Here is a 23,195-nt window from a genome sequence, read left to right on the forward strand (position 1 = left end):
TTAATTCCATGCGTGGGCTTGTCCCGCGAAGAGACCGGTCCAGCCTGCCAGCTCAGCGCCCCTTGCGCGGCAATTCGATGCTCACGCGCAAGCCGCCCAACGGGCTTTCCAGCAAGTCGAGCCGCCCGCCCCAGGCGTCGACGATATCGCGGACGATGCCCAAGCCAAGCCCGTGGCCATCGACCTGCTCATCCAGCCTCGAGCCGCGCTCAAGCACCTGCAAGCGGTTACCCTGTGGAATCCCCGGGCCATCGTCGTCGACCCACAGCTGGTAACCTTCAGCTGTCGGCGCAATCCCCAGGCGCACCTCGCTGTCCGCCCATTTGCAGGCGTTGTCGAGCAGATTACCGAGCAGTTCCAGCAGATCCTCGCGATCCCACGGCAACAACAGCCCAGCCGGCACATCGCGCTCAAGCAGCAGCCCGTCACCGTGGATCATGCCCAGGGTCCCGAGCAGTGCCGGCAACTCGGCGTCACAGTCGAACTGCGCCCCGGGCAAGGCATCACCGGCCAGCCGTGCGCGATTGAGCTCTCGGCTCAGGCGCTGCTGGATCTGCTCCAGTTGCTCACGCATCTGCGTGCGCACTTCAGGCAGGTCGTCGAGACGCTCGCTGGAGGCCAGGCTGATCAACACCGCCAACGGTGTTTTTAACGCGTGCCCAAGATTGCCCAAGGCATTACGCGACCGCCGCAAGCTGTCTTCGGTATGGGCCAGCAGGTGGTTGACCTGGTCGACCAGCGGCTGCAGTTCGCTGGGCACCTGGGCATCCAGCTGTGAGCGCTGGCCTTGCTGGAGCTGGGCGATCTGCTGGCGGGCACGCTCCAGCGGGCGCAGCGAGCGGGTCACGGTGATGCGCTGCAGCACCAGGATCAGCACCAGCGCCACCAGGCCCATGCCCAGGCCAATCTGCTGCATGCGCTGAAAGCCCTGGCGCACCGGCGAGTAATCCTGGGCAACGCTGATCGAAATGTCCTGACCCAGACGCCGGTAATCGGCGCGCAAGGCTAGCAGTTGCTGGCCTTCGGGCCCCAGTTCGTGGGTGTCTTCAAGGCCGGGCTTGGCGGGCTTGGGCATGTCCAGGTCCCACAGCGAGCGCGAGCGCCAGGTGCCCTGATCGAAATCGATGCGAAAGTAATATCCGGAAAACGGTCGCTGATAGGCCGCCGACACGCGCCGCTCATCCAGCTGCAAACCGCTGGGGCCGCGCACCAGGGCCACCAGCAGGTTCTCGCTCTCCTTGCGCAGGCCGGCTTCCAGGTAACGCTGCAGGCCTACCTCAAACAACCACAGCGACAACTGCGCCAGGGCCAAGCCGACCACCACCAGCACCGCCACCAGGCCCAGGCTCAGGCGCGCCTGAATCGACCTCACTGAGCGTTCCCGGCGTAGACGTAGCCTTGGCCACGGCGCGTCTCGATAACGCTGCGCCCCAGCTTGCGCCGCAGGTGATTGACGTGCACTTCGAGCACGTTCGAATCGCGCTCGGTCTCACCGTCATACAGGTGCTCGGCCAGATGGCTTTTCGACAACACCTGACCTGGGTGCAGCATGAAGTAGCGCAACAGGCGAAACTCGGCAGCAGTCAGCTGGATGTCGACGCCTTCACGGCTGACGCATTGCCGGCTTTCATCCAGGTGCAGACCCGCGGCCTCCAGCGTGGGCTGGTTGGCCAGGCCGCGGGCGCGGCGCAGCAGCGCCTGGATGCGCAACTGCAGTTCTTCGGGGTGAAAGGGTTTGCTCAGGTAGTCGTCGGCGCCGGCCTTCAGCCCTTCGATACGCTCGGCCCACGAGCCGCGCGCAGTGAGGATCAGCACCGGCGTGGCAAGCCCCGCCGCGCGCCACTGGGCGAGCACGTCGAGCCCCGGCAGCCCGGGCAGGCCAAGGTCGAGGATGATCAGATCATAAGGCTCGCTGCGGCCCTGGTACGCCGCGTCGCGGCCATCGGCCAACCAGTCCACGGCATAGCCCTGGCGTTGCAGGGCGGCGGTCAGTTCGTCGGCCAGGGGAACATTGTCCTCGACAAGCAACAAGCGCATTCAGTCGTCTTCCTCGTCTTTGAGCAGCACGCCGCTGCGTGCATCCAGCTTGATCTCGCGCACCACCCCGGCAGGGGTCAGCAGCTCGACTTCGTATTCGTAGCGGCCGTGTTTTTCTTCCAGCTCCGCCTCCAGCAGACGTGCCCCGGGGTAACGCCCCAGGGCCGAGTCCAGCAATTGTTCGAGCGGGAGGATGACGCCCTTTTGCCGCAGCTCGAGGGCTTCATCCTGGTCGAGGTCACGGGCAACCGCCAGCGAGCAGACAGTCATCAGCGCAAGGGCCAGGTAGCGCGCCTTTCGCGGTAGCGGGTTCATCAGGTGTCCTGTTTGTCCTTCAGCACTTCACCGGTCTTGGCGTCCAGGTCGACGTCCCATTCGACGTTTTGCGCATCACGCAGTTCGACCTTGAAGATGTAACGGCCGTACTCATTCTCAAGCTCAGAATCGGTGATGGTCGAACCCGGGTGTTTTGCCTTGGCCGCTTCTGCCAGCTTCTGCAGGGACTGAACGGTGCCGGCTTTTTCCAGGCCGCTGATTTCGTGAGCCGGAACATCGGCAAGGGCAACGTTCGCACCAACAGCCAGGGCAGCGGCAGTGAACAGGGCAGTCAAAGTTTTCATGAGGTTCTCTCCATCGAGATGTTCAAGTTGTCTACGGAGTTAAGATTACCCGGCGGTCCTTAACTCAACCTGAAAACACTGGCGCCATGATAGCGCAGCCGATTCGCGACCGGTTCCCTATAATGATCCGCTTGTTACCTGCGAGGTTGTGCATGAGCGCTATCCATATCAAGTCCCCCGCGCTGACCTTCAAGGCCGGCCAGCGGGCCCTGCGCCAGATTCGTGAACGAGGCTTGCAGGCGGCTGACGTGGGCGTGGTGCCCGGTGCTGCCGGCGGGCCAAAACCGCTGGGTATCCAAGGCCTGGACTTGGCGCTGTTCGGCGAATGGTTGCCCTCGGCGCCCCGCCCGCGGGCGCTGATCGGCGCCTCGATCGGCGCCTGGCGCTTTGCCAGTGCTTGCCTCGACGACCCTGTGGCTGGCCTGCGCCGGCTGGGCGAGCTGTACACCGAGCAGGACTTTGCCAAGGGCGCCACCCCGGCCGAGATCAGCCAAAGCTGCCAACGCATGCTCGACGACCTGCTGCAAGGCCAGGACGGACAGATTCTCGCCAACCCGCACTACCGGCTGAACATCATGGTGGTCAAAAGCCACGGCCTGCTCGCTGACGACCACCGCGGCCGGCTCGGCCTCGGCCTGTCGTCGGTCATCGCCAGCAACCTGCTGGGACGCGCGCGCCTTGGCCGGCATTTCGAACGGATCATCCTGCACGACAGCCGCACCGCGCCGCCGCTGGATACCCTCACCGACTTCCCTTCACGCTACCTGCCCCTGGACCAGGCCAACCTGCGCCATGCCCTGCTCGCCTCTGGCTCGATCCCGATGGTCATGCAAGGCGTGCGCGACATCCCTGGCGCCGGCAGCGGCACCTACCGCGACGGTGGCCTGCTCGACTATCACCTCGACCTGCCTTACCGCGGCGACGACCTGGTGATCTACCCGCACTTCACTGACAAGGTCATCCCCGGCTGGTTCGACAAAGCGCTGCCCTGGCGCAAGGGTGATGCCACCCGCTTGCACAACGTGCTGCTGATGACTCCCTCACCGCAGTACCTGGCTACCCTGCCCTACGGCAAGCTACCCGACCGCAATGACTTCAAGCGTTTCATGGGCGACGCGGCCAGCCGCAAGCGCTATTGGTACAAGGCCATCGCCGAGAGCCAGCGGCTGGGTGATGAACTGCTCGAACTGATCGCCACCGGGCGGCTACACGAACGCCTGCAACCCTTGTAGCGGGCATGCTGGTAGAATCTGCGCCAGTATTTTTTTCAAGAGTCTCTACAACGTGGAAATCTTCAAGGAATTCACCTTCGAATCGGCCCACCGCCTGCCTCACGTGCCTGCTGGGCACAAATGCGGTCGACTACACGGTCATTCGTTCAAGGTCGCCCTGCACCTGACCGGCCCGCTCGATCCGCATACCGGCTGGATCCGCGACTTTTCCGAGATCAAGGCGATCTTCAAGCCACTCTACGAGCAGCTCGACCACAACTACCTGAACGACATCCCTGGCCTGGAAAACCCGACCAGCGAAGTTATCGCCAAGTGGATCTGGGAACAGGTCAAGCCGCTGATTCCGGAGCTGTCGAAGGTGCGTATCCATGAGACCTGCACCAGCGGCTGTGAATACACCGGCGACTGAGCCGACCGGCCTGGGCCTCCAGCGGCGCTTATCAGCGTGCGCGTGGAGGCTTCAGCCAGCGCCTAGATCTCGCCAAATTCATAAGGGATGGCCAGCACTTCCAACGCCAGCAGGCCTTCTTCGCCACTGATGATATTGAGCGCGGAGATGCCGTCGGTCTGGTAGCGCCTGACCTTGCTGCCACTGGCGCTGACCCACTCCAGATTGCACCGCCGGGTGCCTCGTTTCAGCGCTTCATGGTCCAACCCATTGAGCGTCCACAGTCGGGAACCTGCCGGTTTGCGCAAGGCAGCCGCCTTTTCATCGGCACCCCAGATGCCCACATAGCCCGAGAGAAAGCTGGAGTTGTAGTCGACCACCCAGGGGTGGCGCATCCAGGCTCTGTCTACTGGCCTGATCTCGTAATAACACTGCTCACCGTGCTGGTACGACCCTCGCTGGTAGGCGCCAAACCAGAACAACTCGCAGTACGTATGCTTTGGATTGTCGTAATCAAGGGGCGATAGCGATTTTTCCAGCACGCCGTCGGGCTCGGCGAGCAGATAACGGTTCCAGCGATCATTGCCGTTGAACTGTACCCAGATCGGTGCGAGGTGCTCGGTGGCACTGTCCCATGCCTGCGGCTCGATGCGCTTGCCGGAGCCTTGCCACCAGCAGCGGGCCAAGAAGCTGAACCGCGAGTTATAAATGTAGTCGCTCATGCTGACACTCCTGGTCAGTTTCGTAGAGCGATCAACACTAGACGTGGCCGGGTGCGGCAGGCAGGGGGAAACCCCTACTCCAGTGCCTGCCTGAGGAAGGCCGGAGCGATGTAACGCTGGTAGTGCGCCTCTGACAACAGGAAGAACTCCCGATCGATGGCATCACGCAACTGCGGCAGATCCCAGTCGCGAAATTCCGGTAGCAGCACCATGCCGTACGCTTCGAGGTCGCGGATCAGCCGCGCGCCACGGGCGATCAACTGATATGCCCAACAGTATTCGGACTGCTGCACGACGAAGCGGATCGAGCGTTGCTCCAGTTGCTGGCGCAGGCGCTCTTTGTCGAACACTTCAAGCTTGGCCATCATCACCTGCACCAGCAACTGCTCGAGCCGCAGCCAGACGGCGCGCTTTTCCTCGTCGCTGTAGCCGTTCCAGTGAATCACTTCGTGATGGAAACGCTTGCAGCCGCGGCACACAAGGTCCCCGTAGACCGTGGAGCAGAGCCCGACACAAGGGGTTTTAATTGACTGGTTGGACATGGAAAAACAACGGCTTGGCGGTGGCACACGGCCCCATGTTAGCCCTTTGTCTAACCAGGGTCACTCGTTAAAGTCGCACGGGCAGCCTTACTTTCGTCCGGGTTTTACCGTAGAATCACTTCGCCTTTTCAAGGCAACAATGTCCGTTGGAAGCTGTTTTCAAAGCGTCACGAGCACAGTTAATCCGGTAGAACGGCGTTGGCCCGGGCCATGCACCCCTCGCATGACCGCGCCAACCCCTCATCAGCGCTCCGTTCTACAGGCGTAAAACTTTGAAAGCAGCTTCTACAAGGATTTCCTGCAACCCTGGCTGGGCGGCTCAAAAAGCCGTATTGCGCATGGGTGCTGTAAATCCTGGATGAGCGTCCCGGACTCCCTTTAGGGACCACTGATGAGGGTAATAACTGTGCTTGAAGCCTACCGCAAACACATCGAAGAGCGTGCCGCCCTGGGTATCGTGCCCCAGCCGCTGAACGCCGAACAGACTGCAGGCCTGGTCGAGCTGCTGAAGAATCCGCCGGCCGGCGAAGAAGCCTTCCTCGTAGAACTGATCACCGATCGCGTACCACCAGGTGTTGACGAAGCCGCCTACGTCAAGGCCGGTTTCCTCTCCGCTATCGCCAAAGGCGAAGCGCAATCCCCGCTGATCGACCGCAAGCATGCCGCAGAGCTGCTGGGCACCATGCAGGGTGGCTACAACATCGAGACCTTGGTCGCGCTGCTGGACGACGCCGAACTGGGCGCCGTCGCGGCCGAACAGCTCAAGCACACGCTGCTGATGTTCGATGCCTTCCACGACGTGGCCGAAAAAGCCAAGGCGGGCAACGCCCACGCCAAGGCCGTACTGGAATCCTGGGCCGCCGGTGAGTGGTTCACCAAGCGTCCGCCGATCGCCGAGAAGTACACCCTGACCGTGTTCAAGGTGCCTGGCGAAACCAACACCGATGACCTCTCGCCTGCCCCGGATGCCTGGTCGCGCCCTGACATCCCCCTGCACGCCCTGGCCATGCTGAAGATGGCCCGTGACGGCATCGAGCCTGAGCAACCCGGTTCGGTCGGCCCGCTCAAGCAAATCGAAGCGGTCCGTGCCAAAGGCTTCCCGGTCGCCTACGTCGGTGACGTGGTCGGTACCGGTTCGTCGCGTAAATCCGCCACCAACTCGGTGCTGTGGTTCTTCGGTGACGACATCCCGAACGTGCCGAACAAGCGCGCCGGTGGTTTCTGCTTCGGTACCAAGATCGCCCCGATCTTCTACAACACCATGGAAGACGCCGGCGCCCTGCCGATCGAATTCGACTGCACCAACCTGGGCATGGGCGACGTCATCGACGTCTACCCGTACAAAGGTGAAGTACGCCGTCACGACAGCGACGAGCTGGTCACCACCTTCGCCCTGAAGACCGAAGTGCTGCTCGACGAAGTCCGCGCTGGCGGCCGTATCCCGCTGATCGTGGGTCGCGGCCTGACCGACAAGGCCCGCGCCGAGCTGGGCCTGGGTCCAGCCGACCTGTTCAAGCTGCCTGAAGCTCCGGTCGATACCGGCAAAGGCTTCACCCTGGCACAGAAAATGGTCGGCCGCGCCTGCGGTCTGGCAGAAGGCCAGGGCGTGCGCCCAGGTGCCTACTGCGAGCCGAAGATGACCACTGTGGGTTCGCAAGACACCACCGGCCCGATGACCCGCGACGAGCTGAAAGACCTGGCTTGCCTGGGCTTCTCCGCTGACCTGGTAATGCAGTCGTTCTGCCACACCGCGGCCTATCCAAAGCCGATCGACGTCACTACCCACCACACCTTGCCGGACTTCATCCGCACCCGTGGCGGCGTGTCCCTGCGTCCTGGCGACGGCATCATCCACAGCTGGCTGAACCGCATGCTGCTGCCTGACACCGTCGGCACCGGTGGCGACTCGCACACCCGCTTCCCGATCGGCATCTCGTTCCCGGCCGGTTCCGGCCTGGTGGCCTTCGCCGCTGCCACCGGCGTCATGCCGCTGGACATGCCGGAGTCGGTCCTGGTGCGCTTCAAGGGCAAACTGCAACCGGGCATCACCCTGCGTGACCTGGTCCATGCCATCCCTTACTACGCCATCCAGAACGGCCTGCTGACCGTCGAGAAGAAGGGCAAGAAAAACGCCTTCTCCGGCCGCATCCTCGAGATCGAAGGCCTGGACGAGCTGACTGTCGAGCAAGCCTTCGAACTGTCCGACGCCTCGGCCGAGCGTTCCGCTGCCGGTTGCACCATCAAACTGCCGGAAAAAGCGGTTGCCGAATACCTGCAGTCGAACATCACCCTGCTGCGCTGGATGATCAGCGAAGGCTACGGCGATGCACGGACCATGGAGCGCCGTGCGCAAGCCATGGAAGCCTGGCTGGCCAATCCAGAGCTGCTGGCTGCCGATGCCGACGCCGAGTACGCCGAGATCATCGAAATCGACCTGGCCGACGTCAAGGAGCCTGTGCTCTGCGCGCCGAACGACCCGGACGACGCACGCCTGCTGTCTTCGGTACAGGGCGAGAAGATCGACGAAGTGTTCATCGGTTCGTGCATGACCAACATCGGTCACTTCCGCGCTGCCGGCAAGCTGCTGGAGAAGGTCAAGGGTGGTATTCCGACCCGTCTGTGGCTGGCTCCGCCAACCAAGATGGACGCCCATCAGCTGACCGAAGAAGGCTACTACGGCATCTACGGCAAGGCTGGCGCGCGCATGGAAATGCCAGGCTGCTCGCTGTGCATGGGTAACCAGGCACGTGTGCAGACCGGTTCGACCGTGGTCTCCACTTCGACCCGTAACTTCCCGAACCGTCTGGGCGATGCCACCAACGTTTACCTGGCTTCGGCTGAGCTGGCGGCGGTTGCTTCGATCCTCGGCAAGCTGCCGACTGTTGAAGAGTATCTGGTGTACGCCAAGGACATCGACAGCATGGCTGCCGACGTTTACCGCTACCTGAGCTTCGACCAGATCGCCGAGTTCCGTGAAGCGGCGGAAAGCGCCAAGATTCCGGTTGTTCAGGCGTAAGATCAGGTAGGAGCGTTGAGCTTCTAGCTGATGAAAAAAACCCGGCAGAAATGCCGGGTTTTTTTTGGGTTATCGCTGGTAAAGCCACGGCAACGGCAGGCAAATCGCCACGCGCCTACTGCTCGTTTTCCTGGCAACAGCTGATCAGTAGAATCAGCATTTTTAGCCTAACCGTCTATGAAGGTATCTCGGGTAAATGGCCCGCCCCATGGGAGCAATCCCAACACCGTCACTACGAAGATAAAACTGATCGAAAAAAATATCATGGGCAGAAACATGCCATCCCAATAGGTATCAAGCATGGCATGTCGAGGATTAGCCGGATCGTAGCGTACAGCCACTCTATCACCACGATCATAGCCGCTACTGCACACGGAGGCACTGACGTCATAGGATTGCTGATCCGCAGCCTGAAATTCGATCAACGCACAGTGCTTAGAAGACCCCCCAGAAATCACAGTACCTGTCGTAAATTCGGTCATTCTCGCCTGTTTATCCTTGTGATCCTGCAGCACCCAATAACCCACCCCTCCTAGTACCAAGGCAATGCCTGCAAGCGAGAAAATCAAACCCCTCTCACTCATTTCCGTTTTCTCGCCAGGCACAGGCGTGCACAGCATGAAAATCCACATCATCACGCCTAATCCAATTGACAGCACAACGTAGAACCATTCATCAGCGGTAACGACCAGCAATGCGTGCTCGGGAGATTCTGGCAAATAGAAAACTGCAACTTTATCTCCTATTTTATTCTGTGACGAAGTGGTGCATTGTTTTCCCTCTACGGTTACAAGTACGTTAGCTTGTGTATAAAACTGTATGCGCGGACACTTATTTCTACTTCTGAAGCCTTCACCCCAATCCTCGTATGAAAAAGCGATTAGCGTCCCAATGGTTTCCACCATACCGTGCTTTTCAGCTTCTCGCTGAACATGCAGCAATACAGCCGTAATAAAAAATACGGCACCTACAACCGCAAAAAACGTGCGCAATTGTATGTGCCGAGATTTGACAGATAATTCACGCGATATCATTAATCACCACCCACACCTGAGAAAGAAGAAAATTTTTCGACTTTTCTTTGCTGCAGAGAGCACAGCTTCCTGATGAAAAGCCCGATACTCACACGATCGGGAAGAAGATACCTATCAGACATATCCGAAAAAAAAGCAGGACGCTTCTGTTTATAAACCCGAAGCACAAACGCAACGTTTATTCTCTTGAAGGCCACGAATATTTAATATTAACTCCTTGGTAATCACGTCGGGGACTGACCATCTGGCGGCGTTGGAATGATAGGCTTGGAGATCTCGCCGAGCACGTACAAGGATATTTCAGTGACAAAAAATATAACAATAGCTCTTTGCACATTTTGGTTAATGGCAGGTTGCCAAGGACCCTCCTATCCATTGCCCAAAAGCCAGAAACTGCCACCGGAGAAAGTCGAACAAATACTTGGCACCATTGGGAAAAATTACCCGCACCTCTCCTCTGAAATACGTGCCAATATCCTGAAGACTGTCGTGCAGTCGCTGGACAACATGGTCTTTGTCGAGGGCGGTGAGTTTCAGATGGGGGACTTTGGATGGCCGTATGATGATGACCCCACAAATATGTGTGACTGGCCCTGCAGGGTAGAGTCCGATCGAATGGGTAGGCTTACAATGTTCGGGGATGATGACTTCGTTCATCCTGTTGAGCTTAGCAGCTATCACCTGTCTAAGTACCAAGTTCAGCTGGCAGAAATTGATTTATTTTTTACGAGCCAAGGCCAACCCGTATTCGACGCAGAAGATCGCAAGCGCGAAGACCTGCAATTCCTTTATCGCCCAAATCTACCTGCCCCAACTAAAACTTGGCAAGAAGCTAAGGATTATTGCGGCTGGCTGGCCCAGCTAAGTGGTTACCCTGTCGATCTACCGACAGAAGCGCAATGGGAATATGCCGCCCGCAACCGTGGCCAATACCTGGCGTTCCCGACTGATAATGGTAGCTTGAACTATGGACGTAACTTTCCACACCCTGATGAACTGAATACGTTTCCCGTGGATGCGTTTCTACCCAACCCCTTGGGTCTTTACAACCTTTCGGGGAATGCTGCGGACTGGGTCAACGATTGGTTTGGCAAAGATTACTACCGTCACTCACCCATCTTAAATCCACAGGGGCCGGAGACGGGAACACAGAAAGCGCGTAGAGGAGCCAATGTAGGTGAGGACCCATTACTGTCAGCCAGTACCGTAATGCGCTTCCCTACCGACCCGATCAGATCTGGTTACTTTCCTGGAACAAGCTTTCGCTGCGCAATTCAATCCCAAGAAACTTTATAAAGTACACCAATGGCAAAGCTCCTAGCGGAGCCCTTACTACAAGCATCCACCAGCTAAACAATACCCATTAGCGGTCACACCAAAATACACAAGGACACTTCAGTGACTAAACAAATACCGATAGGTCTTTGCACTATATTTTTAATGACAGCATGCCAGGGAAACTCACACTCTTTCCCCATAAGCCAGAAATTATCACCCGAGAAAGTCAACCAAATATTCAAAACAGTGGAGAACAATTACCCACACCTTTCCTCCGAGGTACGAGCAAAAATCCTGAAGACTGTCGTGCAGTCGCTAGACAATATGGTCTTTGTCGAGGGCGGTGAATTTCAGATGGGAGATTTCGGCTGGCCATATGATGATGACCCCACAGATCTATGCGACTGGCCCTGCGGTGTAGACCCGGACCGGATGGGGAACATCACCATGTTTGGCGATGATGACTTCGTTCACCCTGTCAGACTGAGCAGCTATTATATTTCGAAATTCCAAACAACCCTGGCAGATTTTGATTTATTTTTCACCGCGCAAGAAAAGCCATTATTCGGCTTGGAACATCGAAATCGCCCAGACTTACAGCATCGTTACCGGCCAAATATACCTACTTCCACCAAGAGCTGGCAAGAAGCCAAAGATTATTGCGGCTGGCTGGGTCAACTAAGTGGTTATCCTGTCGACCTACCGACAGAAGCGCAATGGGAATATGCAGCCCGCAACCGTGGCCAACACCTTGCTTTCCCCACTGACAATGGTAGCTTAAACTACGGACGTAACTTTCCTCACCCTAATGAACGGAATACATTCCCTGTGGATGCTTTCCTACCTAACCCCTTGGGACTTTATAACCTTTCGGGGAATGCTGCGGACTGGGTCAACGACTGGTTCGGCGAAGACTACTACCGTCACTCCCCTATCGTAAATCCACAAGGGCCAGAGACTGGAACGCAGAAAGCGCGCAGGGGCGCCAATATTGGTGAAAGCCCATTACTGTCAGCCAGTACCGTAATGCGTTTTCCTAGCGACCCCGTCAGAAAATATTATTCGCCGGAGAGTAGCTTTCGTTGCGCAATTCAATACCAAGAACCCTTATAAAGTACACCACTGATAAAGGCGCCCACCGGCGCCCTTATCTAAAAAACCTAACACCAAACCTAACTCAAGCCATCATACCTGCCGCTATTGCGAGCAGCCAAAAGCACTTTTTCCTTGCGCCAAGCGTTACTGCAACTCCAAGCCAATCTAGTAGAAGCAGCTGACGGATAAACAGCCAAACTTTCAATAAATCTATTAAACTGACCTTGCTGATAGCCATCCAATAAAGTATTAATCCGCTCCAAACTCCCCATAGCATTAACCTTTTCCGCTTTAGGCGAGCAGTGCTCGAGCATTTTTATAAATTGTCGCCAGTGGCGTATTTCGGACAATAGGATCACCAAAGCCTGTTCTTGCAGCTCATTAAAACTACCGACAAAAGCCTCAGTCAAAATATAGACCATTGGACCAAGCGTTTCGGGCGGCAGCAAACCAAAAGGTAAACGCTGGCCGTTAACAACGATGACTTTTTCAGATTTATGGATAACGATATAGTTGGCCAAATTATGTGCCTCGGCCTTGGAAGCTTTCCGTTTTTTCCACCACGAGCTCATCGCCTCCTGCCCCGCCTCAAAACCTGCCATAGCCTGTTTAGCAGGCGATGTTGCCACCTGGAACAAGCCTGAGACGATATAGTCAAAAGCTTCCCCCGTCACGCCTAACAGGTACCTGTAGTCCACAGCCGCCAACGCATTGCAAAACAATAGAGTCAGTTTCCCGACCTGCTGCAGGTCCACCACCGCGCCGAATCCACCACCAGCTCCAGGGCCCAAAACCACGGAAGCCCTGCAATTAAATGCCAGTCGGTCGCGAGAAATACTGATCCCGGCCTCCGCAGCGCCTCCAATGCCCAACGCCACATTCCCTTCAGCCTTGATCTCGGCCAGTTTTACCCAACTACTCCCTGCATTGGCTTGGCTCAAAACGGCATCGCCCGCCCCTTGCTTATCCGGTTCAACCCACTCCAATGCGCCGCTCAGGACACCTCCGGCCTGGGCCCCGGCAAAAATATCCCCCTTCAAACCGATGTTGCCGCTAGGCCCAACTTCCATAGTCGGAGTACCTAGCAATGCAGTAGCGCCTGCCGGGGTCTCAGAAGGTTTATATTGTGTTTTAACACCGGCCTCAACCTGCCCTCTAACGCCAACGAAACAGGACAACTCCAACTTTCCGCTCATGCGAAACACGCCCAGTGGATGCAGCACTTCTTGCCCCACGGCATTGCGATAGGACATGTTCGCGACATACCCACCTTGGTCAGGGAAAAACTGGTTCAGCGTCGCCGAAGCCTCGGCCATCGATAGCGCTGCGCTGCCTTTGCCCCCGATATCAACGCTGCCTTCCCTGGGGTTCCAGTTGTTTACGCCAGCACTGGTATTAGCAGCAAAACGCATTGAATGCGCTTCTGCGGATACTGCATATGGCGCTGCATCGCTCTGATTTGAGGTCCACTGCACCTCTCCATGCAGCGCATTGAGCAGGTTGTCATCCTTACTGGTCCAGGAAGTGAGTTTGAATTCGAGATTGCCCAGAGGCCCGGCTTTGCGCCCAGCGCTGACCGCCTCCTTGATGTCCTTTATCAGGTCTGTCGCCAGTTGTTTACCGAATGGCTTACCGGCCATGACGCGCGTGGAAGTCCGAATTTTCCACGTTGTGGTATTGCGGTACGGGATCGAGATGTAATGGCGCCGAGTGGGGTCGCTGAACAGGATGATTTCAACGATATCAATACCAGATCTGGTTTGTTTGCCCTTCTGACGCTCAAAGCCGCGCACCCAACCATGCTTCGAAGCGGGTGCTGCGCTGTTGGCATTCGTCGAGCTGTCCTCTGGTTCGGGTTTTTTCTGGGCTGCCAGTTGCGCACGCAATTTGCCGATTTCCGTATCCAGCTCCAGAACTTTTTTGTTCTGCAAGGATTTCCAGTTACTTTCAAATCGCGTTGTTCCAGCAATGCTGGGTGTATAGCGCTGATACCAGTCACGTGCTTGCTGCAAGGACGCGAGTTGCCCCTGCAGGTCTTTATCAGTCGTCAGGGGGGCTGTCTTGCTGGGCGGTGGGAGGGTCTTGCGCATCAATAACCCCGCGCCCTCAGCCTTAACCGCCCACGCTTCTTTGAGGCAACCTGCACAAGCACAGATGGCCAGGGGGTCTTGCGGCTTGTTGCACTGAGTGATGGGCAAGGCCTTGGCCAGCCTCTGATGAAAATCATCCATCAGCCTCTGAACCGCGTTGATCTCTTGCTTCAGTGATTTGGACTGCTTGTCGGTCAACACATAGAAGTGAGGCTCACCGGTAATGTGGGCTACATCGACCAGTTCTTCGTCGCATTGAGCCTGACCTTTGAGGGCGATCGAGCTGGTAGTGTCTGCATGCATCGGTGGTGGCAGTTCGGCGTTGAGCGCGGCACTGGGAAGCTTCAACTCCCAACCGACCCTGATATGGTCGGGGTTGATGATGATCGGGTTAAGGGCCGTGATCTCTGATTCCTTAGCGCCATGCCGCAGGGCAATTTCCCCCAGGGTGTCGCCAGATTTAACCGTGTAGGTGCTGTTCATCTATCATCGTCCTTGTCATTCAGAGACCTTCGAGCTCAATCAGCTTGTCGCCAAGACTCAGGTCATCGCGGGCGAGTAATTCGGCAGAGGGGGAGCGATGCCAGAAGTCATCGCCCTTGCTCAGCGACACGCGCAACCAGCGCTCCTGCTCAGCCACCTGCAGGTATCCGGCTTGCTGTGCAGCAATCAGCTGCCGATAGACAAACTCCAGCGGATCATCCATTGACAGAACGCCGTGATAGTCCTGGGTGAACCGGCCTGCCAGTACCTTCAAGCGCTGCAGTTGCATACCGTCCTGACGCTCGTGGCTCAGGTGCAAGCAGCCGGTGGCTTGAGTCTTGACCTCTGATCCAGGGTGCGGATGAGCCAAATGGCGCCAACCCAGCTCATTTCGCCAAACCATGTCGGTGAGTGGGCCCATGAACTGCAACAGCTCGGCTTCATCAAGGCTGCATAGCAACGGCTCCAGCCAGCGTGGTTCGAAAAACCGCATCATCTGGGCCGGTGTTTCATCGGTACTGACGGTGAGCAGACTGCGCCAATGTTCAACCGCCCGGTCGAAGGACTGGTCATCCTTCAAGTAGGCCACGCACCCGGCATCTGCCCGTTCAAGCAGGCCGCAGGCGTACTCCGTCAATGCACCCGGCACGGCGCATAGCAAGGCGAATGGCCCTGCGCTTTGCAAGGCGGTGTAGGGGGTGTTTTCGAATAGAGACACACAGCGCTCTGCACCGTAGCTGATTGCCTGATCGACAGACGTCTGCAAGTGCGGAGCAAAACTCGCGTCGAGAATTACGCACAAGGCACCCGGGGTTACCGGCACCTGAAAGGGCGAGGAAATGGATTGGATCATGGCTTGGTACCGGGGTGATGGATTGGGCAATGACCTGATGCATCGAGCTGGCAGCACGGGGTGGGCAAGAGCACACCCGCCACTGCTTGCTGCTGGTAGAACGCTGTACTGGGGATAGGCAGTGCAGTGGGTGCTGATAGCCCCTCAAGCATTCCTGGCATGACCGGCGCGGCAGCGGTACCTGTTGCGGGCGCGCCGCCGATCTGAATATCAGTACTGCTGAAAATCCCGCCTGGGCCAATGACGATGTGCTGCCCGCCCGCTTTCAACGTGATACCCACACCGGCGTCGAGAACCAGATTGGCGCCCGCCTTCAGGTGCACCTGCTGGCCAGCCTCGACGGCCAGTAGTTGGCCGACTCGGGTATGACTGCTTTGAGCTACCTGCAGATAGTCGTTGGCTTTGAGTTCCACCTTACGGTCAGCACCGACAGAGCGCTGGTCTTGCGCCTCAAGCACCGCAATGCTGTTGCCCTTGATGGTTTCGTGACGCTCGTTACCCACCTGCAGCCGACTGTCATGCTCGACCCGCTGCTCCATATCGCGCTGCGCGCGAAGATAGATCAGCTCCTGCCCCGCCCGGTCTTCAATCGACAGTTCGTTGTAGCCACCGGTGTGCGGCGAACTGTGACTGCGCAGTACGGTTCGGGTCTTGTGGTCCGGCAAGGGGTACGGCGCGGGCATCAGCGTGTTTCGCACGCAACCGGTAATCATCGGCTTGTCGGGATTGCCTTCGAGGAAGGTCACCAGCACTTCCATACCGACCCGCGGAATGGTGACCGCACCGTAACTCTGCCCTGCCCAACTCGATGCGACCCGCAGCCAACAACTGCTTTTGTCGCTGCCCAGCTCGGCGCGGTCCCAGTGGAATTCGACTTTTACCCGCCCGTATTCATCGCAGAAGATCTCTTCCCCCGCGGGGCCAGTCACCCTGGCTGTCTGGCTCACCAGCGGCGATTCACGGGTGACCAGCGGCGGGCGGTAGAACACATCCCAGGGGATGGCAGTGAAGGTGTTGCGATAGCCTTGGATAAAGCCGTCCGAGGAATCACTGTCGCTGGTGACCGACTCTTCAAGCACCTGCGGCTGCTTGCCTTCATGCATGACGCTGAACAACAGCCACAAGTCGTTGCACGCCTTGCGCGGATGCTCGACCAGTTCAAGAAAGTGACCGCTGCGCAACGTCGGCTGATCGCTGTGGCCCTCGGCTAACTGATAGTCAGTGCGGTGTCGCTCCAGCGCGTGGCGGGCGAGTTGCTTGCCGCGCTGTTCAGTGGTGAGCGGTGCCGGGTAGCGATAGTCTTCGAGCGCCGGGCGGTACTCGGCGCTGAACTGGCTCTCAGGCAACAGGCCTGGGCGTTTGAAGTCGTAGTCCCGGCGCATGACTGCGCTGGTTCGCGTACTCAAACGCTGGGAAAACTGCCTGACCACCGGATGATCAGCCACCAGGCCACGGCCTTGCTGGTACGGCGTTGCACCGAGTCTGGGAAAGAAGGTCTGATCATCGGTAAAGACCAGTTGATGGCCATCCGGGCTGTGTTGGTGATGCCAGGCAATGCCGTCTTCGCTGCACAGCCGCTGGACGAAGGCAAAGTCGCTTTCTGCATATTGCGTGCAGTATTCGCGCTCGGGGCTGGTACTCACATGAAACCTGAAGGCGTCGGCCTGAATCCCGTGGCCCTTGAGTACTTGAGCGACGATCTGCGGCACCGTCATCTGCTGGAAAATGCGCTGGTTGTAGCTGAACTGCAGGTAATGCAACGCCGGCACAAGGCTCAGGTGATAGCGGGTCAGACGTTTACCGGCCTCCCCCACGAGTACGTTTTCAATGCGCCCATGCAGGCCTTCGCCCTTGAGCCCGAAGCGCAGAAACGCCGGTTGGCTGAGCAGGCTTTCCGGATCGAAATCGGGATACTCGCTGACCAGCTCAATCTCGATTGCATACAGGCTGCTGATGGCTTCGCGGCCGGCAAACGCCAGTACCTTGAAGTCATTGCGTACCGTGGGGATCAACAGCTCAAAATGTGCGGTATTGGCGGATGCAAACATGGCATTGCCCTCATAAAGCCAAGTTCACGAAGGCAGCGGCGGTGATCAAGCCTTGTTTGGTACCGGTATCGGACATGTAAGCGGGCGTAGCCATGGATGCGCTCCTTGCTGGAAAAATAGAGTCGCCAGGCGGGTAAAACACCCGCTGGTCACGTTATCGTTCTACAAGGTCCATGCCATCAAACCAAAAACCCCTCTAGAACGGGGCTTTGAGGATTTCAAGGGGTACGGGAGGGGGCGATTGGGCTGAAAAACCCTCGAAAAGTGCGCAACTTCTTGCGCAGTACTGCGCAAGAAGTTGCGCACTGGCCTGAAGGCCCTGAGTTACGTGGCCTGTAGCCGAAAAAAGCGGCGATTTTCGACTTTGAAGTGCGCAACTTCTTGCGCACTTGGCAAATTGATTTAACCGGGTGATTTCATCCCATCAGCGATGCCCCAGACCCGCTTCAAAATCACTACTCCATCAATATCTCAACCAACACCTGCGCCGGCACACTCAACTCCACCCCCAACCGCGTCACCACCTCATACGGCTCGCTGCGCGACTTCAGCTGCAAGGGCAAACGCACCAGCATGCCATGCTCAAGCGCGACCTTTGCCACATCCCACGGCATCACCGCCAGCAACCCCGCGTCCTGGAGCAACAGCGACAACGTAGTGAAGGTCGAAGACGTTTCGATCGGGTACTGCGGAAAACTCAACCCCGCCTCACGAAACTCCCGCTCCAACGTCAGCCGCATTGGCATGTTCACCGGGAACACCACCCACCGCGAATCAGCCAACTGGGCCAGGCTCAACGACTCACTGCCGGCCAGCGGATGCGCCGGGTTGGCCACCAACACCAATTGCTCCTGATGCTTGACCCGGCTCTCGTACGCCGCCGGGCGCGGGCTGACGCTGGTCCGACAGATCACCAGGTCCAGGCGGCCCTGATCAAGCAGGGTAAGCAAGCGATCACTGGTGTCTTCCACGACCGATACCGAAAGGTCCGGCTGGCTCTCGCGCAATCGCGCCAAACCCTCGACCAGGATCGGCACGGCGCCCATGATCGTCCCCACCGACAGGCGCCCGCCATGTCCCTGGAGAATCCCCAGCATCTCTTCGCGCAGGTGCGCCAGGTCATTGCCGATCAGGCGCGCATAACGCACCACACAGCGCCCAAGGTCATTCGCCTCAAGGCCCTTGCTGGTGCGTTCGAACAGCACGGCACCAAAGGTCGACTCGATCTCGTTGAGCGCCTTGGTCGCCCCTGGCTGAGTGATCGACATGGCCTCGGCGGCCTTGTGGATCGAGCCCAGCTCATCAAGGCTGATCAGCAGGCGTAACTGGCGCAACCGCAGGCGTGAAACCATTGAATTCAAGGGTGGCAGCATAGGGGATCACTAAAAGTTATCACGGGGTGAACAGCTCTCATTAGGCAGCAATGCGGGGGAAATTTAAAGTGATCAGCAACCGCCCCCATAACAACAAACAGGAGCCCTGGCGCCTTACCCCAACGTCGACGGCGTGGTCGCCCTGACCCACGGCGTCGGCTGCGCGGTCGATCCCGCTGGCGAGGCGCTGGCAATGCTGCGCCGCACCCTCGGCGGCTACGCCGTGCACGCCAATTTCGCCTCGGTGCTGCTGATCGGCCTGGGCTGCGAAACCAACCAGATACCCGACCTGCTCGCCGCCCAGGGCCTGGAAAGCAGCCATGCGCTGCGCACCTTCACCATCCAGGGCACCGGCGGCACCTCGAAGACCATTGCCAGCGGCATTGCCCAGGTCAAGTCGCTGCTGGCCGAAGCCAACCAGGTCGAGCGCCAGCCGGTCAGCGTCAGCCACCTCACGGTAGGCCTGCAGTGCGGCGGCTCGGACGGCTACTCGGGGATCACTGCCAACCCGGCACTGGGCAACGCGGTGGACCGCCTGGTCGCTGCAGGCGGCACGGCGATCCTCTCGGAAACGCCTGAAATCTACGGTGCCGAGCACCTGCTGACGCGCCGTGCGGTGAGCCAGCAGGTCGGCGAAAAACTGCTCGCCCGGATTCGCTGGTGGGAAGCCTACTGCCAACGGATGGACGCCGAGCTGAACAACAACCCCTCGGCCGGCAACAAGGCCGGCGGCCTGACCACCATCCTCGAGAAGTCACTCGGTGCGGTAGCCAAGGCCGGCTCCTCTGACCTGGTAGATGTTTACCAGTATGCCGAACCGGTGCGCGCTCACGGCCTGGTGTTCATGGACACCCCCGGCTACGACCCGATTTCCGCCACCGGCCAGGTCGCCGGCGGCGCCAACCTGATCGCCTTTACCACCGGCCGCGGCTCGGCCTACGGCTGCGCGCCATCGCCATCGATCAAGCTGGCGACCAACACCCGCCTGTGGGAAACCCAGGAAGAAGACATGGACGTCAACTGCGGCGGCATCGCCGATGGCAGCATGACCATCGAAGAGCGCGGCGAACATATCTACCGAATGATGCTGAGCATCGCCTCCGGCGAGCGCAGCAAGAGTGAACAGCACGGCTACGGCCAGAACGAGTTCGTGCCGTGGCAGATCGGCGCCATTACCTGATTCCCTTGTCTTTTCGTTACAGGAGCCTGCATGACCCGCATCCTCGGTCACAACTACATCGGCGGCCAGCGCTCGGCCCAAGGCAGCCTGCTGCTCAAGAGCCTCGACGCCACTACCGGCGAGCCCTTGCCGGGCGTGTTCAGCCAAGCCACGGAGGCTGAAGTCGACGCCGCTGGCAACGCTGCAGCGGCGGCTTTCCCGGCTTACCGCAATCTGCCTGCCGAGCAGCGCGCCGCCTTTCTCGAAGCGATTGCCGACGAACTCGACGCCTTGGGCGATGACTTCGTCGCCACCGTGTGCCGCGAGACTGCCCTGCCCAGCGGCCGCATTCAGGGCGAGCGGGCCCGCACCAGCGGCCAGATGCGCCTGTTTGCCCACGTGCTGCGCCGGGGTGATTTTTACGGTGCGCGAATCGACCGTGCGCTGCCCGAGCGCCAGCCGCTGGCGCGCCCTGACCTGCGCCAGTACCGCATTGGCGTAGGCCCGGTGGCAGTGTTTGGCGCGAGCAATTTCCCGCTAGCCTTCTCCACCGCCGGCGGCGACACCGCCTCGGCCCTGGCGGCCGGCTGCCCGGTGGTGTTCAAGGCCCACAGCGGGCACATGGCCACCGCTGAAGCGGTCGCCGATGCAATCCTGCGCGCCGCGGCCCGCTGCGGCATGCCGGACGGCGTGTTCAACATGGTCTATGGCGGCGGTGTCGGTGAGTGGCTGGTCAAGCATCCGGCGATCCAGGCGGTAGGCTTCACCGGCTCGCTCAAAGGCGGTACGGCCCTTGGCCGCATGGCCGCCGAACGCACACAGCCAATCCCGGTATTTGCCGAGATGTCCAGTATCAATCCGGTGATCCTGCTGCCCGAGGCATTGCAGGCACGCGGCGCAACCCTGGCGCGGGAGTTGGCCGCGTCGGTGACGCTGGGTTGTGGCCAGTTCTGTACCAATCCGGGCTTGATCATCGGCATGCGCTCGGCGGCATTTGCCGACTTCATCGAGCTGTTCCAGGCGCAGATGGCTGAGCAGGCAGCGCAAACCATGCTTAACTACGGCACCCTGGCCAGTTACCGCAGCGGCCTCGAGCACCTGCACAGCCACCCCGGCGTGACCCACCTGGCGGGCGCCACGCAGGGCGACCGACAGGCGCAACCGCAGCTGTTCAAGGCGGATGTGAGCGTGCTGCTGAGTGGCGATCCTTTGTTGCAGGAAGAGGTGTTCGGGCCGGCAACCGTGCTCATCGAAGTGGAGGACCAGGGGCAACTGGCCGCGGCTATCAGGGCGCTGCGCGGGCAGCTGACGGCCACGCTGATTGGCGAAAGCGAGGAGCTTGCCAGCGCTGGCTGGCTGAGTGAGCTGCTGCAGGAAAAGGTCGGCCGGGTGTTGCTCAATGGCTACCCGACCGGGGTCGAGGTGTGCGACGCCATGGTCCATGGCGGGCCTTACCCGGCCACCTCGGACGCGCGTGGCACCTCGGTGGGCAGTTTGGCGATCGAGCGCTTCCTGCGGCCGGTATGCTTGCAGAATTACCCCGATGAGCTGCTGCCGCCAGCATTGCAGGACGCCAATCCGCTGGGGGTCATGCGCTTGGTGAATGGCGAGCAGAGCCGCGCGGCGATCGTTCGCTGAGGTGAATCAGCAGCGGCCTCTTCGCGGGTTCGCGGGGCAAGCCGGCATGAACACCCCGACAGCCGGGCCACCGACTCAGATCACGAACAGATCAACGAACGTGTGCACCGGCGTCGCCTCCAGGCGCGCCTGTGCCTTGCACAGCTCAAAAATCTCGGCACAGCGTTGCCCGGCAAAGCGCGTGGCGAGGTTGGCCTTGAATTTCTCTTCCAGCAATGGAATCCCTTCGGCACGCCGGCGCCGATGACCAATCGGGTACTCCACTGTGATCTGCTCGGTGCTGCTGCCATCGTTGAAGAACACCTGTACGGCATTGGCAATCGAGCGCTTGTCGGCTTCGAGGTACTCGCGGCTGAAACGCGGCTCTTCGACAATCTCCATCTTCTCGCGCAGGCGGTCGATGGTCGGATGGGCGGCGTGGAAGCTGTCTTCGTAGTGCTCCGCCACCAGGTTGCCGAAAATCAGCGGCACGGCCGTCATGTACTGCAGGCAGTGATCGCGGTCGGCGGCATTGGCCAGCGGGCCGACCTTGGAGATGATGCGGATCGCCGACTCATGGGTGGTGATGACAATGCGCTCGATCTCGTGCAAGCGGTTGCGCACTTTCGGATGCAACACCACCGCCGCTTCACAGGCGGTCTGCGCATGGAACTCGGCGGGGAAGCTGATCTTGAACAGGACGTTCTCCATCACATAGCTAGCAAACGCCTGCGGCAGGCTGAACCCGCGCTGCGCGTCGGGCTTGAGCGCCAAGTCCTTGTTGGTGTGGCTGAACAGCACGTCATAGAAGCCCCACTGCGGCGCCGTGAGCACCCCTGGTATGCCCATCTCACCGCGCAAGGCGATGTCCGCCAGGCGCACACCGCGACTCGACGCATCACCGGCTGCCCACGATTTGCGCGAGCCGGCGTTGGGTGCATGGCGATAGGTGCGCAACGCCTGGCCATCGACAAAGGCGTGCGACAGGGCCGAGAGCAGCTGCTCGCGGTTGGCCCCCATCAACTTGGCGCACACCGCCGTCGATGCCACCTTGACCAACAGCACGTGATCCAGCCCCACCCGATTGAACGAGTTTTCCAAGGCCAGCACGCCCTGGATCTCATGGGCCATGACCATCGCTTCGAGCACATCGCGCATGCTCAACGGCTGCTCACCGAGCGCCACTCGGCGCTGCGAAAGATGATCCGCCACGGCCAGAATCCCGCCGAGGTTGTCTGAGGGGTGCCCCCATTCAGCCGCCAGCCAGGTGTCGTTGTAATCCAGCCAACGCACGATGCAGCCGATGTCCCAGGCCGCCTTGACCGGATCGAGCCGGTAGGAAGTCCCCGGCACCCGCGCGCCGTGCGGTACCACGGTGCCCTCCACCAGCGGCCCGAGGTGCTTGGTGCATTCCGGAAAACGCAGCGCCAGCAAGCCGCAACCCAAAGTGTCGATCAGGCAATTGCGCGCAGTATCCAGCGCCTCGGCCGAGCCGACCTGATAGTCGAGCACGTAGTCGGCAATGGTTTGCAGCACCCGGTCGTAGTCCGGACGGTCGTTCAGGTCAACGTTGGCACTCATCTCTCATACTTCCTGTGGCAGAGGATC

General features: G+C 59.4%; 18 protein-coding genes and 2 pseudogenes. 7 read left to right on the forward strand and 13 right to left on the reverse strand.

The annotated features are described in order from the left end of the window. Window positions 1-52: 52 nt before the first annotated feature. Genes J3B00_RS20010 through J3B00_RS20025 form a run of 4 tightly spaced genes read right to left on the reverse strand, consistent with a single transcriptional unit; the run spans window position 53 to window position 2,657 of the window. Window positions 53-1,372, reverse strand: coding sequence for a sensor histidine kinase (locus J3B00_RS20010; protein WP_209870789.1), 1,320 nt, complete (start codon window positions 1,370-1,372; stop codon window positions 53-55). Then, window positions 1,369-2,037 (reverse strand): response regulator transcription factor, encoded by a 669-nt coding sequence (locus J3B00_RS20015; RefSeq protein ID WP_209870792.1) that lies wholly within the window; start codon window positions 2,035-2,037, stop codon window positions 1,369-1,371. Before J3B00_RS20015 ends, J3B00_RS20010 begins: the two co-directional genes overlap by 4 nt. Next, window positions 2,038-2,307: a PepSY domain-containing protein gene (locus J3B00_RS20020; protein WP_245362877.1), complete on the reverse strand. Its 270-nt coding sequence runs from the start codon at window positions 2,305-2,307 to the stop codon at window positions 2,038-2,040. 44 nt (window positions 2,308-2,351) lie between these two features. Further along, the gene (locus J3B00_RS20025; RefSeq protein WP_209870799.1) at window positions 2,352-2,657 is read right to left on the reverse strand and encodes a PepSY domain-containing protein; all 306 of its coding nucleotides are present in this window, start codon (window positions 2,655-2,657) and stop codon (window positions 2,352-2,354) included. 152 nt (window positions 2,658-2,809) lie between these two features. Here J3B00_RS20025 and J3B00_RS20030 point away from each other — a divergent pair, with 152 nt between their 5' ends. Together J3B00_RS20030 and queD are read left to right on the forward strand one after the other, a co-directional pair. Then, the gene (locus J3B00_RS20030; RefSeq protein ID WP_209870803.1) at window positions 2,810-3,889 is read left to right on the forward strand and encodes a patatin-like phospholipase family protein; all 1,080 of its coding nucleotides are present in this window, start codon (window positions 2,810-2,812) and stop codon (window positions 3,887-3,889) included. A 52-nt stretch (window positions 3,890-3,941) separates the two neighbouring features. Further along, entirely contained in the window at window positions 3,942-4,298 is a 357-nt protein-coding gene (gene queD / locus J3B00_RS20035) for a 6-carboxytetrahydropterin synthase QueD (protein ID WP_209870807.1), read from the forward strand. A gap of 62 nt (window positions 4,299-4,360) precedes the next feature. Here the strand turns inward: queD and J3B00_RS20040 are convergent, their stop codons facing one another. Both J3B00_RS20040 and J3B00_RS20045 read right to left on the reverse strand, forming a co-directional pair. Continuing rightward, window positions 4,361-4,999, reverse strand: coding sequence for a hypothetical protein (locus J3B00_RS20040; RefSeq protein WP_209870810.1), 639 nt, complete (start codon window positions 4,997-4,999; stop codon window positions 4,361-4,363). 74 nt (window positions 5,000-5,073) lie between these two features. Then, the gene (locus tag J3B00_RS20045; RefSeq protein ID WP_209870813.1) at window positions 5,074-5,541 is read right to left on the reverse strand and encodes a DUF1289 domain-containing protein; all 468 of its coding nucleotides are present in this window, start codon (window positions 5,539-5,541) and stop codon (window positions 5,074-5,076) included. Window positions 5,542-5,947: 406 nt separating this feature from the next. Here J3B00_RS20045 and acnB point away from each other — a divergent pair, with 406 nt between their 5' ends. Beyond that, a complete protein-coding gene (gene acnB / locus J3B00_RS20050) occupies window positions 5,948-8,557 on the forward strand; it encodes a bifunctional aconitate hydratase 2/2-methylisocitrate dehydratase (protein ID WP_209875016.1) in 2,610 nt (869 codons plus the stop codon). Between the two features lie 167 nt (window positions 8,558-8,724). Here acnB and J3B00_RS20055 read toward each other — a convergent pair whose 3' ends face one another. Continuing rightward, complete coding sequence (locus J3B00_RS20055; protein WP_209870816.1) at window positions 8,725-9,591, reverse strand: DUF3592 domain-containing protein; 867 nt, start codon at window positions 9,589-9,591, stop codon at window positions 8,725-8,727. 267 nt (window positions 9,592-9,858) lie between these two features. On the opposite strand from J3B00_RS20055, the gene J3B00_RS20060 reads away from it, so the two are divergent. Both J3B00_RS20060 and J3B00_RS20065 read left to right on the forward strand, forming a co-directional pair. Next, on the forward strand, window positions 9,859-10,887 hold the full coding sequence (locus tag J3B00_RS20060; protein WP_245362597.1) for an SUMF1/EgtB/PvdO family nonheme iron enzyme: 1,029 nt from the start codon (window positions 9,859-9,861) through the stop codon (window positions 10,885-10,887). 102 nt (window positions 10,888-10,989) lie between these two features. Further along, on the forward strand, window positions 10,990-11,982 hold the full coding sequence (locus tag J3B00_RS20065) for an SUMF1/EgtB/PvdO family nonheme iron enzyme (RefSeq protein WP_348635968.1): 993 nt from the start codon (window positions 10,990-10,992) through the stop codon (window positions 11,980-11,982). Between the two features lie 59 nt (window positions 11,983-12,041). Here the strand turns inward: J3B00_RS20065 and J3B00_RS20070 are convergent, their stop codons facing one another. From J3B00_RS20070 to J3B00_RS20090, 5 genes and pseudogenes are all read right to left on the reverse strand, one after another. Further along, entirely contained in the window at window positions 12,042-14,537 is a 2,496-nt protein-coding gene (locus J3B00_RS20070) for a LysM domain-containing protein (RefSeq protein ID WP_209870819.1), read from the reverse strand. 19 nt (window positions 14,538-14,556) lie between these two features. Further along, entirely contained in the window at window positions 14,557-15,390 is an 834-nt protein-coding gene (locus J3B00_RS20075; protein ID WP_209870822.1) for a DUF4123 domain-containing protein, read from the reverse strand. After that, window positions 15,387-17,438 carry a type VI secretion system tip protein VgrG gene (locus tag J3B00_RS20080; protein ID WP_209870825.1) on the reverse strand — a complete coding sequence of 684 codons (2,052 nt, stop codon included), beginning with the start codon at window positions 17,436-17,438 and terminating at the stop codon, window positions 15,387-15,389. Before J3B00_RS20080 ends, J3B00_RS20075 begins: the two co-directional genes overlap by 4 nt. A gap of 28 nt (window positions 17,439-17,466) precedes the next feature. After that, a pseudogene (locus J3B00_RS20085) lies at window positions 17,467-17,532 on the reverse strand (type VI secretion system tube protein Hcp); the annotation flags it as partial. A 361-nt stretch (window positions 17,533-17,893) separates the two neighbouring features. Further along, window positions 17,894-18,811, reverse strand: coding sequence for a LysR family transcriptional regulator (locus J3B00_RS20090; RefSeq protein ID WP_209870829.1), 918 nt, complete (start codon window positions 18,809-18,811; stop codon window positions 17,894-17,896). 106 nt (window positions 18,812-18,917) lie between these two features. On the opposite strand from J3B00_RS20090, the pseudogene J3B00_RS20095 reads away from it, so the two are divergent. Both J3B00_RS20095 and J3B00_RS20100 read left to right on the forward strand, forming a co-directional pair. Next, window positions 18,918-19,991, forward strand: a pseudogene (locus J3B00_RS20095) (UxaA family hydrolase); the annotation flags it as partial. Between the two features lie 30 nt (window positions 19,992-20,021). Continuing rightward, window positions 20,022-21,608 (forward strand): aldehyde dehydrogenase (NADP(+)), encoded by a 1,587-nt coding sequence (locus J3B00_RS20100; RefSeq protein ID WP_209870833.1) that lies wholly within the window; start codon window positions 20,022-20,024, stop codon window positions 21,606-21,608. A 75-nt stretch (window positions 21,609-21,683) separates the two neighbouring features. Here the strand turns inward: J3B00_RS20100 and prpD are convergent, their stop codons facing one another. Next, window positions 21,684-23,168, reverse strand: a complete 1,485-nt coding sequence (gene prpD / locus J3B00_RS20105) for a 2-methylcitrate dehydratase (protein ID WP_209870836.1) — start codon at window positions 23,166-23,168, stop codon at window positions 21,684-21,686. Between the last annotated feature and the right edge of the window lie 27 nt (window positions 23,169-23,195).

The organism is Pseudomonas sp. BP8 (assembly GCF_017875955.1).
Classification (GTDB): domain Bacteria; phylum Pseudomonadota; class Gammaproteobacteria; order Pseudomonadales; family Pseudomonadaceae; genus Aquipseudomonas.